Annotated in this window: 10 protein-coding genes; 5 read left to right on the forward strand and 5 right to left on the reverse strand. The window is 74.2% G+C overall.

Annotated features, from left to right (window positions below; all coding sequences use genetic code 11):
* The first annotated feature begins 28 nt into the window (after positions 1-28).
* The 4 genes from nth (at position 29) to ACFYPR_RS00490 (ending at position 3,387) form a co-directional block, all read left to right on the forward strand.
* A complete protein-coding gene (gene nth, locus ACFYPR_RS00475) occupies positions 29-817 on the forward strand; it encodes an endonuclease III (RefSeq protein ID WP_354860824.1) in 789 nt (262 codons plus the stop codon).
* Positions 814-1,455 (forward strand): redoxin domain-containing protein, encoded by a 642-nt coding sequence (locus ACFYPR_RS00480; protein ID WP_354860823.1) that lies wholly within the window; start codon positions 814-816, stop codon positions 1,453-1,455. Before nth ends, ACFYPR_RS00480 begins: the two co-directional genes overlap by 4 nt.
* The gene (locus tag ACFYPR_RS00485) at positions 1,452-2,144 is read left to right on the forward strand and encodes a CoA pyrophosphatase (RefSeq protein WP_354860821.1); all 693 of its coding nucleotides are present in this window, start codon (positions 1,452-1,454) and stop codon (positions 2,142-2,144) included. The genes ACFYPR_RS00480 and ACFYPR_RS00485 overlap by 4 nt, the downstream gene beginning before the upstream one ends.
* A gap of 64 nt (positions 2,145-2,208) precedes the next feature.
* The gene (locus tag ACFYPR_RS00490) at positions 2,209-3,387 is read left to right on the forward strand and encodes a MarP family serine protease (RefSeq protein ID WP_354860820.1); all 1,179 of its coding nucleotides are present in this window, start codon (positions 2,209-2,211) and stop codon (positions 3,385-3,387) included.
* Positions 3,388-3,400: 13 nt separating this feature from the next.
* Here ACFYPR_RS00490 and ACFYPR_RS00495 read toward each other — a convergent pair whose 3' ends face one another.
* The 4 genes from ACFYPR_RS00495 to eccCa form a co-directional block, all read right to left on the reverse strand.
* Positions 3,401-4,096, reverse strand: coding sequence for a phosphatase PAP2 family protein (locus ACFYPR_RS00495; RefSeq protein WP_354860819.1), 696 nt, complete (start codon positions 4,094-4,096; stop codon positions 3,401-3,403).
* A gap of 37 nt (positions 4,097-4,133) precedes the next feature.
* The gene (locus tag ACFYPR_RS00500) at positions 4,134-4,925 is read right to left on the reverse strand and encodes a phosphatase PAP2 family protein (RefSeq protein ID WP_354860818.1); all 792 of its coding nucleotides are present in this window, start codon (positions 4,923-4,925) and stop codon (positions 4,134-4,136) included.
* A gap of 52 nt (positions 4,926-4,977) precedes the next feature.
* A complete protein-coding gene (gene mycP, locus ACFYPR_RS00505) occupies positions 4,978-6,309 on the reverse strand; it encodes a type VII secretion-associated serine protease mycosin (protein ID WP_355064917.1) in 1,332 nt (443 codons plus the stop codon).
* Positions 6,310-6,386: 77 nt separating this feature from the next.
* Positions 6,387-10,361: a type VII secretion protein EccCa gene (gene eccCa, locus ACFYPR_RS00510; RefSeq protein WP_387258149.1), complete on the reverse strand. Its 3,975-nt coding sequence runs from the start codon at positions 10,359-10,361 to the stop codon at positions 6,387-6,389.
* Between the two features lie 101 nt (positions 10,362-10,462).
* Between eccCa and eccD the strand changes: the two genes are divergently transcribed.
* Positions 10,463-11,866 (forward strand): type VII secretion integral membrane protein EccD, encoded by a 1,404-nt coding sequence (eccD, locus tag ACFYPR_RS00515; protein WP_387258151.1) that lies wholly within the window; start codon positions 10,463-10,465, stop codon positions 11,864-11,866.
* A gap of 31 nt (positions 11,867-11,897) precedes the next feature.
* On the opposite strand, the gene ACFYPR_RS00520 is transcribed toward eccD, so the two are convergent.
* On the reverse strand, positions 11,898-12,404 hold the full coding sequence (locus ACFYPR_RS00520) for an inorganic diphosphatase (RefSeq protein ID WP_039907066.1): 507 nt from the start codon (positions 12,402-12,404) through the stop codon (positions 11,898-11,900).
* Between the last annotated feature and the right edge of the window lie 411 nt (positions 12,405-12,815).

Below are 12,815 nucleotides of genomic sequence, written 5' to 3' on the forward strand. Positions count from 1 at the left end.
GTCCGGGGCGCGACGTAGGCTGACCGTCGTGACCAGTAGCCCTCCCGGTGCCAGCGAGACCGATCTCGGGCGCAAACGTCGTGCCCGCAAGATCGGCCGGGTGCTGGCCGAGACGCACCCCGACGCGCACTGTGAGCTGGACCACTCCAACGCCCTGGAGCTGGCCGTCGCCACCATCCTCTCGGCGCAGTGCACCGACAAGAAGGTCAACGAGGTCACCCCGAAGCTCTTCGCCCGCTACCCGAGCGCCGCCGCGTACGCCGGGGCCGACCGGGGCGAGATGGAGGAGCTGATCCGGCCCACCGGCTTTTACCGCAACAAGACCGATTCGCTGCTCAAGCTCGGGCAGGCCCTCCTCGACCGGTACGACGGTCAGGTCCCCGGCCGGCTCGTCGACCTGGTGACGCTTCCCGGGATCGGCCGCAAGACCGCAAACGTCATTCTCGGCAACGCCTTCGACGTCCCCGGGATCACGGTCGACACGCACTTCCAGCGGCTGGTGCACCGGTGGCGGCTGACCACCGAAACCGACCCGGTCAAGATCGAGCACGCGATCGGCGCGCTGTACGACAAGCGCGACTGGACCATGCTGTCGCACCGGATCATCTTCCACGGGCGACGGGTCTGCCATGCCCGCAAGCCCGCCTGCGGGGCGTGCACGCTCGCGAAGCTCTGCCCCTCGTACGGCACCGGCCCGACCGAGCCGGCTGCCGCAGCCAAGCTGCTCAAGGGCCCTCGGGCGCGTGACCTCGCGGTGGCCGCCGGGGTCGATCCGGAGCTGGTGCCCGCGCAGGCGGTCGCCGCGGAGGTGCCGTGAACCGGCGCCTCGCTCTGCTCGTCCTGCCGCTGCTACTGGTCGTTGCCGGTTGCACCGGCAGCCCGGCCGACGACCCCGCACCACGGCCGGCCGCCGCCGAACGGCCGTCGCCCTTCCGCGACTGCGCCGGGCTGGGCACGCCCCCCACGGCCGCGTCGCCCGGCGCCGGCACGACGGCCCCCGCCACGCCCGGCACGGCGACGGCACCCGGCGGGCAGGAGCTGCCGGAGCTGACCCTCGCCTGCTTCACCGGCGGCGCCCCCGTCGCTCTGCGCGACGTGGCCGGGCCAGCCGTGATCAATGTGTGGGCCTCCTGGTGCGGGCCGTGCCGCAAGGAACTGCCCGCCTTCCAGCGGCTCAGCGAGCGCGCCGCCGGGCGACTCCAGGTGGTCGGGGTCAACACCCGGGACAGCCGGGGCGGCGCCCAGTCCATCGGCGAGGACTTCGGCGTACGGTTCCCGATCCTGGTGGACCAGGGCGACGCGCTGCAGCGGGAACTGAAGCGCAACGCCTTCCCGCTGACCCTCTTCGTCGACGCGCAGGGCCGCATACGGCACATCGACGCCACCGGGGCGCTCGATGACGCGCAGATCGCCAAGCTGGTCCGCCAGCATCTCGGCCTGACGGTGCCAGCATGATCCGCCGACCGCCCGAGTGGATCGAGCCGTTGCTGACCCGGCTGGGCACCGCCCGTGCCGAGGACTTCACCCGGCTGACCACCCCCGCCGAGGGCGGCCGGGAGAGCGCCGTGCTGGTGCTGCTCGGTGAGCAGCCCGGCACCGGCCCCGACGTGCTGGTCCTGCAACGGGCCGCCACCCTGCGCAACCACGCCGGTCAGCCGGCCTTCCCGGGCGGGGCGGCCGACCCGGAGGACGCCGACGTCCGGGCCACCGCGCTCCGCGAGGCGAACGAGGAGGTCGACCTCGACCCGGCCAGCGTCACCGTGCTGGCCGAACTGCCGAAGTTGTGGATCCCGGTCAGCGACTTCGTGGTCACCCCCGTGCTGGCCTGGTGGCACGACCCGCACCCGGTGCACCCGCGGGAGCCCGCCGAGGTGGCGCACGTGGCGCGACTGCCGGTCCGCGAGCTGGTCGACCCGGCCAACCGGCTGCGGGTCCGCCATCCCAGCGGCTGGGAGGGGCCGGCGTTCTCGGCGCGCGGCATGCTCGTCTGGGGCTTCACCGCCGGGGTGCTGGCGGCCCTGCTGGAGATGGGTGGCTGGGCCCGCCCGTGGTCGCCCGGCCGGCTGGTCGAGCTGCCGCCCACGGGGGCCACTCCCGCGCCGTCGGCCGGCACCGAAGAGGTCGACGAGACCGCCCTACGCTGACCACGCGGTCACCTTCCGCAAGCGGTGGTCATCCGGTAGGCGCGCTGCCCGTACGCTGGACCCCGTGTCCGTCGTGGATCTCGTCCTGCTGCTGCTCATGCTCGTGTTCGCGATCAGCGGATACCGCCAGGGTTTCGTCATCGGCATCACGTCGCTGTCCGGTTTCTTCCTGGGACTGCTGCTCGGCCTGCAACTCGGGCCGCTGTTCGCCAGGCAGTTCGTCGACGCCGGCACCCGGGTGCTGATCTCACTGGTGGCGATCTTCGGGTTGGCCGTGATCGGGCAGGCGCTCGCCGGCTGGCTCGGCTCGCACCTGCGCAAGACGATCACCAGCGACGTGGGTCGGCGGGTCGACGACATCGGCGGGGCGTTCGTCTCACTGTTCGCGGTGCTCCTGCTGGCCTGGCTCGTCGCCGTACCGCTCGGGTCGTCGTCGGTGCCCTGGCTCGCCGCCGCGGTGCGCAACAGCGCGCTGATCACCGTGGTGAACGGGGTGCTGCCGGAGGAGGCGCACCGGCTCTCCACCGCTCTGGAGGACACCGTCGACACCGACGGGTTCCCGGACGTCTTCGGTGGTCTCGCGCCCACCCGGGCCCGGCAGGTCGACCCGCCCGACCCGGCGCTGGCCGGCTCCCAGCTGGTGGTCAACGGTCAGCGCTCGGTGGTCAAGGTGCTCGGCTCCGCGCCCAGCTGTTCGCGCCGCATCGAGGGCTCCGGCTTCGTGTACGCCGACGACCGGGTCATGACCAACGCCCACGTGGTCGCCGGCACCCGATCGGTGGCGGTGGAGCTGGGCGGGGAGCGGTACGACGGTCAGGTGGTGGTCTACGACCCGAACCGCGACCTGGCGGTGCTGCTGGTGCCGGGGCTGCCCGGCCCGTCGCTGCGGTTCGCCGCCGGCAACGCGGGCAGCGGCTCGGACGCCATCGTGCTCGGCTTCCCGCTCGACGGCCCGTACAACGCGCAGTCGGCGCGGGTTCGGGACGTCGACCGGATCAAGGGGCCGGACATCTACTCCTCCGGCGACGTCACCCGGGAGATCTACACCATCCGGGCTCTGGTGCGTAGCGGCAACTCCGGTGGGCCGCTGCTCTCCGCCAACGGCCTGGTGCTCGGCGTGATCTTCGCGGCGGCGGCGGACGACCCCAACACCGGGTTCGCGGTGACCGCCGCCGAGGCCCGGCCGGTGGCGCTGGCCGGCGCCGAGCGCAACCGGGCCGTCGCCACCGGCGAGTGCACCTGAGCGTCGCGCCGGATCAGGTCCGGGCCGGTGCGGCGAGCGGCAGCTTGGTCCGCCCCCAGCGCAGTCCCCGGTCCAGCACCGCCCGGGCCATGATCGCGACGCAGGCGCCGCCGTTGAGGAAGGACGCCACCACGTCGCTCGGGTGGTGCATCCCCCGGTACATGCGGGTCAGCGCCACACCCACCGGCACCATCAGCAGCAGCGTCCACCAGGCGACCTTCGCTCCGGTGCTGCGCGCCCGCAGAGCCATCAGCACCGCGATACCGACGTAGAGCGCCACGGCCGCCGAGGTGTGCCCGGACGGGAAGCTCGACGTGGGCGGCGAGACATCCATGTGCTCCACCGCCGGCCGCTGCCGGTCGATCACCATCGTGGTGAGCAGGAACACCAGCGCCTGGGCGGTCACCGCCGCGCACAGGAACAGGGGCTCCCGCCAGCGCTTCAGCCAGAGCCGCAGCGCCAGCGCCACCAGCACAGTGACCACGACGATCATCTGGGTGCTGGCCAGCGTGCTGAACACCAGCGAGACGTCGTTCCAGCCGCCGGTGCGGTCACCCGCGAACTCCCGATTCACCGCGTCCTCGACGGTGAACGGCCAGGTCCGGGCGAACACGCGGGTGACCAGCACCCCGAGCAGCACCATGAAACCGAACAGGAGGGACACCGGCAGCAGCACCCGCCGGACGATCTGGACCACGGTGTCGGACATGAGCGGGCCAGTACCCGGTCGGCGTCGTCGTCACGCCTCAGGTCTTGTCCGGCTGCCGCTCGACCTCGGGCGCGACGCCGTCGCGGACCGGCCGGACCGGTCGGAGGCCGGTGTGCGCCCGCCAACTGGTGAACGCCGCGGTGGTCGCCGCGACCACCGCCACGCCGAGCAGCCAACCGCCGAGCACGTCGCTGGTGAAGTGCACACCGAGCGCGACCCTGCTCACCCCGGTCACCACGGTGAGCAGCAGCGCGGCGACCCAGAGCGCGACCCGCGAGGCCCAGCGTCGGACGTACGGCAGGAACACCAGCAGCAGCACCCCGGCGGCCAGGGTGGCGTTCAGCGCGTGCCCGGAGGGGAACGAGTAGCCGGCGGCCCGCGCCACCGGATCGAGCAGCTCCGGCCGGTCCCGGCCGACGAGCAACTTGAGCAGCGGACCCATCAACCCGCCGACCACCATCGTCGTGGTCACCCAGAGGGCCAGCCGCCGAGCCTGCCGGCGCAGCAGCCAGATCACCACGAGCAGGGCCACGACCCGCAGCGGCATGGGCGCGAACACCGCACTCCAGACCTCCATCAGCGCGACCCAGGCCGGGTGGTCCACCGCGTGGTCGTGCAGCGCGTCGGTGATCGTCGTGTCCAGCCGGTGCAGCGGCGCCCACGCACCGAGCACCAGCAGCGCGAGCAGGGCGAACGGCACCAGCACCAGGAACGCCGCCGTCGCCGCCAGGGTCAGCCGCAGACCCAACGAGTGGTCCGGGTCGAGGCGGCGGCGCCGCCAGGACGGGCGCCGGGTGGTGTCGAGGCTACGTGGGGCGGGCGTGCTCATGCGGACGGTTCTACCCCACCCGCCGGGCAATCAGACCTGCCGTCAGCGGCGCTCAGCGAGCGCGCTGACGGAACCGGCGCACCATCAGCGCCGCGCCGGTCACCAGGGCGGCGAAGAGCACAACCCCGGTCCACAGTTGCTCCGGCGCGGATTCGTCCGGCACGCCCGCCGGCCGGGCCGTCCACCCCGTCTGCTGCCGTGGAGCGGTGAAACCGAGCGGGTCGCTGCCGGCGCCGCTGACCGGGCCGTTGTCGCCCGAACCGGGGGCCGGACCGAAGCCGACCACGCCCGGCGAGGTCAGATCGTCCAGCGGATTGGCGGTGACCGGGGGAACGTCCGCGGTCAGCGCCGCCACCGGGTCGACCACCCCGTACCCGAAGCGGTCGTCCCGGCCGGTCGGGCCGAGGTCACGGGCGGTGGCCAGCAACCGGTTGACCACCTCGCCGGCGGGCATGTCCGGAAAGCGGGACCGGACCAGCGCGGCGGTGGCGGCCACCAACGGCGCGGCGAAGCTGGTGCCCTGCACCCGCCAGTACCCGTCGGCCGGGCGGGCGCCGACCAGGTTGGTGGCGGGGGCGGTGAGCACGGTCGCCCGGCCGGTGATCGACCCGGACCACAGGTTGTCGCTGCTGCGCTCCAGCCCGGCGACCGCGATCACGCCCGGCTCGCGAGCCGGGTACCAGACCTTGGAGTCGGTCGACGTGGCCAGGTTGCCGGTGCAGGCGACCACCACCACGTCGCGGGCGAACGCGTAGTCCAGAGCCGCGGCCAGGGCGGGGCTGTCCCCGCTGCCGCCCAGCGACAGGTTGATCACCCGGGCGCCGTTGTCGACCGCCCAGCGGACACCCTTCGCGACGATCAGGGCGTCGTCGTACTTGTTGCGCTCGTCCAGCACGCGGACCGGGAGGATCCGGGAATCCGGCGCCAGGCCGACCACGCCCCGCTTGTCGTCGTTACGCCCGGCGATCAGGCCCGCGACAGTGGTGCCGTGACCGACCGGATCCGGCCCGGCGCCGCCGGCGGGCCCGACCAGGTCGAGGCCGGGCAGCACCTGGCCGGCCAGGTCGGGATGGTTGGCGTCCACACCGGAGTCGACCACCGCCACGGTCACCCCCCGGCCGGTCGAGGTGCGCCAGGCCGTGTCGGCCCGCAACTCGTCGAGCTGCCACTGCTCGTCACGGACCTGGTCGGTGCGGGCGACGCTGTCACCGGGGGCGAGCGCCACCGACGCGCCGGCGAGTTGCCCGCCGCTGCTGGGCGCGGCGACGGGTGCGGCGGTCGGGACCGCGACAGCGAGCATCGCCGCCACACCGAGCAGCGCCCGGCCGGCCCGCCGGGCCACTGCCGGACCGCTGTGCCGAACCCCTGTCACATCCCCAGCCATTCAATCCGACGACGGAACCACGACGATCGGAGATTACCGGTTTCCCCACCCGTCACGGGAGGAACTACCGAGACAGGTCATGGTGGCGGCAGATGTGCGAGCTGAACGAGGCGTACGCCCTCCCGCCGGGTGACGAGCCGACCACGGCCCGCCGGCAGCGGCCCGGGCCGCACCGGGCCGACGAGCGCACCCTCCTCGGGGCTGCCCGCCATCACCAGCCCGGCGGTGGAGAGCTCCCGCAGCCGCTGCACGATCGGCTCGTACTGGGACCGTCCCGCACCTCCGGAGCGGCGGGCCAGCACCAGGTGCAGCCCGACGTCGCGGGCGTGCGGCAGATGCTCCTCCAGGGCCCGCAACGGGTTCGCCGGCCCCGCCGCCACCAGGTCGTAGTCGTCGACCAGCACGAACAGTTCCGGCCCCGACCACCAGGAGCGGTCCCGCAACTGCTGCGGGGTGACCTCCGGCCCGGGAGCCCGCCGCTCCAGGTATCCGGCGGCCGACTCGACCAGGTCGGCGGTGTGCGCGGCGGCGGTGCCGTACCCGATGAGGTGCGGCGTCTCGATGGCGCCGAGCAGGCTGCGCCGGTAGTCGACCAGGATCACCCGGGCCTCCTCCGGCGTGAACCGGGTGGTGATCGAGGCGGCCAGCGCCCGCAGGAACGTCGACTTGCCGCACTCCGCGTCCCCGAAGACCACGAAGTGCGGCTCGCTCGCGAAGTCGAGCAGCACCGGCCGCAGGTCCGCCTCGGCGATCCCGATCGGCAGCCGCAGCCCGGTCGTCGCGGCGAGATCCAGGTCGGCGTACGGCAGCACCGGCGGGAGGAGCCGGACCCGGGGCGCCGCCGGGCCGGCCCAGCTGTCGGCGATCCGTTTGACGAGGTCGGCGGTGCCCGCGCCCGGGGCGGCGAGCTGCGGGAGCGCGGTGAGGAAGTGCAGGCTCTCCGCCGTCACCCCCCGGCCGGGGCGCTCCGGCACGTTCGCCGCCGCCCGGCGGGCCACCAGGGAGTCGGCCGGGTCGCCGAGGCGCAGCTCCAACCGGGAGCCGAACAGGTCCCGGATCGCCGGGCGGAAATCCAGCCAGCGCAGCGCCGTGGCGACCACGTGCACCCCGTACGACAGACCCCGGGTGGCCAGGTCGGTGACCAGCGGTTCCAGGTCGTCGTACTCGCCGCGGACGGTGCTCCAGCCGTCGATCACCAGAAACACGTCGCCGAACGGGTCGGCGCCCGGCTGGCTGGTCGTTCCCGCCGCGGCACGACGCTGCCGGTACACGGCCATCGACTCCACGCCCAGCTCGGCGAATCGGCGCTCCCGCTCGGCCAGCAGGGTCGTCATCTCGCCGACCGTGCGCCGCACGGCGGTCGGATCGGCGCGGCCGGCCACGCCGCCCACGTGCGGCAGACCGCGCAGCGCCGCGAGGCCACCGCCGCCGAAGTCGAGACAGTAGACCTGCGCCTCGGCCGGGGTGTGGGTGAGCGCCAACGCGCAGATCAGCGTACGCAGCGCGGTGGACTTGCCGCTCTGCGGCGCACCGACCACCGCGACGTGCCCGGCCGCGCCGTCCAGGGTCAGCCAGAGCAGGTCCCGGCGCTGCTCCAACGGCCGGTCCACCACCGCCACCGGCACACCCAGCGCGCCGTGCAGCTCGGGGTTGCCCACGGTGAGCCCGCGCGCCGGGTCCACCTCGACGGGGCCCAACAGCTCGTCCAGGGCCGGTGGCTCACCGAGCGGCGGAAGCCACACCTGGTGGGCGGGCGGGCCCTGCCCGACGAGCCGATCGACCAGCAGGTCGAGCAGGGTCTCCCGGTCACTCTCGTCCTCGGCCGCCATGGTCAGGGCCGGGGTGGCCGGCTCGGGCAGCGGCACGGCGTGGGTGGTGAACGTGAGCAGGCGGGCACCGCCGCCGGCAGTGGCACCCGCCGTCGCGGCCCGGCGGCGCACCGTTCCGGAGACGTACGCGGCCTTGAAACGGGCCAGCGGGTCGGTGCCGGCCCGCAGGTAGCCGTGACCCGGCGAGCGGGGCAACTCGTGCGCGTCCGGCACGCCGAGCACCGTCCGGGACTCCAGCGCGGAGAAGGTGCGCAACCCGATCCGGTACGACAGGTGGGTGTCGAGCCCGCGCAGCCGGCCCTCCTCCAGGCGCTGGCTGGCGAGCAGCAGGTGCACGCCCAGCGACCGGCCCAGTCGGCCGATCTGCACGAACAGGTCGATGAAGTCGGGCTTGGCGGAGAGCAGTTCGGAGAACTCGTCGCAGATCAGCAGCAGCGACGGGAGCGGGGCGAGCGGGCTGCCGGCGGCGCGGGCCCGCTCGTAGTCGCGCACGCTGGCGAAGTTGCCGGCGCGGCGCAACAGCTCCTGCCGGCGGACCAGCTCCCCGTTGATCGCGTCGACCATCCGGTCGACCAGGGGCAGCGCGTCGGCCAGGTTGGTGATCACGGCGGCGGTGTGCGGCAGCCGGTCGAACGGCGCGAAGGTGGCGCCGCCCTTGAAGTCGACCAGGACGAAGTTGAGCTGCTCGCTGCTGTGCGTCGCCGCCAACCCCAGCACCAGCGTGCGGAGCAGCTCGGACTTGCCGGACCCGGTGGCTCCGATGAGCAGGCCGTGAGGGCCCATCCCGTCCTGGGCGGACTCCTTGAGGTCCAGCTCGATGGCGCCGCCGTCGACACCCACCCCGATCGGCACCCGCAGCCGGTCCCGGGCCGAGCGCGGCGCCCAGCCCTGCTCGGCGGTGAAGCTCTCCGGATCGCCGAGGCCGAGCAGCTCCGGCAGGCCCAGCTCGACTTGGAGCGGGGCGTCCGGGCCGCGGGCCGTGCCGGCCAGCCGCAGCGGCGCCAACCGCCGGGCGACCGCCTCGGCGTCGGCGAGGTCGAGGTGGTCGGCGGTGCCCACCTCCGCGTGCCCCTGGACCGACCACGAGTGCAGCCGCCGGCCGCGCAGCTCCAACAGCAGCGCGTACCGGTCGAGCAGGCGGGGCGGCGGAGTGTCCAGGTCCAGCACGGTGACCGCGTCGATGCCGCCGTCGCCGGTCAGGTCGGTGGCGCCGGTCAGGTCACCGCCGTCGAGGACCACCACCACGTGCGGGCCGTCGGTGGCCGGTCCGGCCGGGCTGAACCGGGACCGGCTGGCCAGCACGTCACCGAGCAGCCGCTCCAGCTGCGCGGCCGACGAGGTCACCAGCCGCACCGGCCCGAGCGCGTCCGTGCGAGAGGGATGGTGCGCGTGCGGGAGCCACTTCACCCACTCCCAGCCGGCCCGGCGTTCCGGGCCGGCGCAGACCGCGATCAGCAGCTCGTCGGGGGCGTGGAACACGGCCAACTGGGTCAGCACCGCCCGGGCCAGGGCCTGGGCGGCCGGGTCGCCGGTGGGCGGCCCACCGCTGGCCGGGCCACCGGCGGCGGTCCGCACGTGCACCCGGGCGAAGCTGCGCAGCGACAGGGCCACCGGCAGCTCCGGCACCACGGAGTACGCGTCCAGGAAGCGGCGCAGCGCGCCGGCGGTCATCGGCTCCAGCTCCTCGAGCGGTCGGGTGACCGGTCCGACGAGCGGGGTGGCCAGGGTCTGCGGCCCGACGGCGACGCGTACCACAGCGAAGTCCGGGTCGGCGGGGCGGCGTTCCCAGACCCGGCGGCTGTCCACCGTCGACCACAGCCGACCCGGGTCGGGGTGTCGGTAGTAGAGCCCGGCCCGCTGCTGCCCGGCGGTCTGCCGGACCCGGCGGCGCAGCGTGGCCAGGTGGCGCAGGTACTCCCGGCGGGCCGCCATCATCTCCGACTTCTTCGGGGTGCCCGAGGCGCTGCCCCACGAGGTGACCAGCATCGCCAGCGACGAGAGCCCGAACATCCCGCCCACCACGTACGAGTAGGCGCCGCCGCCCCGGCCGAACATCATCGCCATCGCCACCGTGCCGCCGAGCATGGGCAGCACCATCAGCATCTGCTGCCACCGTCCGCCGGCCACCGCGGGGATCTCCGGCGGCGCCTCGACGGGCAGCTCGCCAACGGGGATCTCCGGCGCCGGCCGACGCGGCGGGCGCTTGATGACGACAGTGGACACTCGGCCTCCTGACAGCGCTGGGTAACCCGAGCCTGGCTCATCGTAGGTAAAGTCCTGTCGTCCGCGCAGCCTCCGATCCCCCTCGATATGGAGATCACTCGATGACAACCGGGCTGGCCCGCGTCACCATCAGCGCGCCGCAACGGCGGGTCGACGTCGCACTGCCGGAGCAGGTGCCCCTGGCCGAGTTGCTGCCCGACGTGCTCCGACACGCCGGCGAGGGCCTGGCCGACGACGGCGAGCGGCACGGCGGCTGGGTGCTGCGTCGTACCGACGGGGCGCTGCTGGCGACGGCGCAGGCGCTGCTGCCGCAGGGGGTCCGCGACGGTGAGGTGCTGCACCTGGTGCCGGCCCGCGCCCACTGGCCCGAGTTGGAGTACGACGACGTGGTGGAGGCGATCGCCGACGGCGCCCGCCGACGGGGTGGGGCCTGGTCACCGGACGCCACCCGGGTCGCCGGCCTGGCCGGTGCCGCCGTGCCGCTCGCCGTCGGGCTGTTCGCCCTGCTCGCCGGTGGTCCGACGCTGCCCAGCGGCTGGTTCGCGGCGGCGGTGGTGGCGCTGCTGCTCACCGTGGCCGGCGCGGTCGCCTCCCGCGCCAACGGCGACGGCGCCGCCGGGGCGACGCTCGGCGGCTACGCCCTGCCGTACGCCTTCGTGGCCGGCGCCCTGGCGATCGGCTCCGGTGATCCGGTCGGCCCGCTCGGGCCGATGCGCTGGGTCGGCGCGCCCGAGCTGCTGACCGGCTCGGTGGCGTTGCTGCTGGTGGCGCTGGTCGGTCTGCTCGGGGTGGCCAGCCGACTGCGGGTCTTCGTGGCCGGCGTCACGGTCGGTCTGCTCGGTGCCGGCGCGGCGCTCGGCGCGCTGCTGCTGACCCCGGCGGGCACGGCGGCGGTGCTGCTCAGCGCGCTGGTCTTCGCCCTCGGGGCGATCCCGCTGCTCGCCATCCGGTTGGGCAAGCTGCCGTTGCCGCCGATCACCCTGCCGGCCGCCGCGTCGGGTGCCGAGCCGGAGCGCCCCCGGGACCTGCCGGACCGGGGTCGGGTGCACGCGGCAGTCACCCGCACCGAGGAGGTGCTGACCGGGATGCTGCTCGGGCACGCCGTGCTGGCGGTGGGCGCGGCGGTCGTCCTCGGCGTGGCCGGTGGGACGGCCGGGCCGGTGCTGGTGGCGGTGGTCTCGGCCGTGCTGCTGCTGCGGTCGCGGCTGTTCGTGGCACTGCGGCACCGGGTGCCGACGGTGCTCGCCGGACTCGCCGGCTACGCGGTGCTGGGTGCGGTGCTGGTCGACCGGGCCGACGACACCGGCCGGTTGGCGCTGGTCCTCGGTGGCGCGGCGCTGGGCCTGGTGACCGTGGCCGCCGGCACCGGGTACGCCCGGCGCGCGGTCTCGCCGTACCTCGGAAGGGTCGCGGACCTCACCGACACGGCCCTGGTGGTCGCCGTGGTGCCGGTCGCCTGCGCGGTGCTCGACCTGTACGACCGGGCCCGGGGACTGCTCGGTTGAGCGGCTCCCGGGCCCGGTCGGTAAGCGTTCGTCAGTGGGTGGACTCGCCGCGCGCCTCGGCGTCGCGGGCCCGCTGGTAGGAGGCCCGGATCTCGGCCTCGGCCTCGGTGCGGCCGACCCAGGTCGCGCCCTCGACCGACTTGCCGGGCTCCAGGTCCTTGTAGACCTCGAAGAAGTGCTGGATCTCCAGGCGGTCGAACTCGCCCAGGTGGTGGATGTCGCGCAGGTGCTCCTGGCGGGGGTCCTCGTAGGGCACGCAGAGGACCTTGTCGTCGCCGCCCTTCTCGTCGGTCATCCGGAACATGCCGATGGTCCGGCAGCGGATGAGGCAGCCCGGGAAGGTCGGTTCGGGGACCAGCACCAGCGCGTCCAGCGGGTCGCCGTCCTCGCCCAGCGTCTCCTCGATGAACCCGTAGTCGGCCGGGTACTGGGTGGACGTGAACAGGGTGCGGTCCAGCCGGATCCGGCCGGTCTTGTGGTCCACCTCGTACTTGTTCCGGTGACCTTTGGGGATCTCAACCGTCACGTCGAAATCCATCTGCACGCTCCCTCGTCTGCCCACGCTGGCTAACGGAACCACTGGTGGCGCCCTCCGGACAGGTGAATGCCCACCCGCCGACTCCGGCCACCGCATAGTCTTCGGACCGAAGTAGTGTCACCCAAGCCGATTTTCGCTGGGGGAGGAGGGGGTCGTGGGGAGGGAAGATTCACACTACCGCCCGGACGGGGGCACCGCGCGTGGTACCGGGCGATCCGGCTCCGGCGGCGCCACCGGGCGGGTCCCGGTGCCCGACGCCCACCTTCCCCGGGCGCCCGAGGAGTCGGCGCCGGAGCGGCCTCCGCCGCTGCCGTGGCACCCGTCGGAGGCGACTTCCGCCGGGCCGAACAGCGGTCGCTTCCCGGTCCTGGGCGGTGGAAACCATCCCACGAGCGCCCCGCCGAGCGGCGC

It is taken from the genome of Micromonospora sp. NPDC005254, assembly GCF_042872525.1.
Lineage (GTDB): Bacteria > Actinomycetota > Actinomycetes > Mycobacteriales > Micromonosporaceae > Micromonospora.

What these genes read in the sequence shown, in the direction of transcription:
- ACFYPR_RS00485 (WP_354860821.1), top strand. Translation starts at nt 1,452, where the DNA reads ATGATCCGCCGACCGCCCGAGTGGATCGAGCCGTTGCTGACCCGGCTG.
- ACFYPR_RS00495 (WP_354860819.1), bottom strand. Translation starts at nt 4,096, where the DNA reads ATGTCCGACACCGTGGTCCAGATCGTCCGGCGGGTGCTGCTGCCGGTG.
- ACFYPR_RS00500 (WP_354860818.1), bottom strand. Translation starts at nt 4,925, where the DNA reads ATGAGCACGCCCGCCCCACGTAGCCTCGACACCACCCGGCGCCCGTCC.
- mycP (WP_355064917.1), bottom strand. Translation starts at nt 6,309, where the DNA reads ATGGCTGGGGATGTGACAGGGGTTCGGCACAGCGGTCCGGCAGTGGCC.
- eccD (WP_387258151.1), top strand. Translation starts at nt 10,463, where the DNA reads ATGACAACCGGGCTGGCCCGCGTCACCATCAGCGCGCCGCAACGGCGG.
- ACFYPR_RS00520 (WP_039907066.1), bottom strand. Translation starts at nt 12,404, where the DNA reads ATGGATTTCGACGTGACGGTTGAGATCCCCAAAGGTCACCGGAACAAG.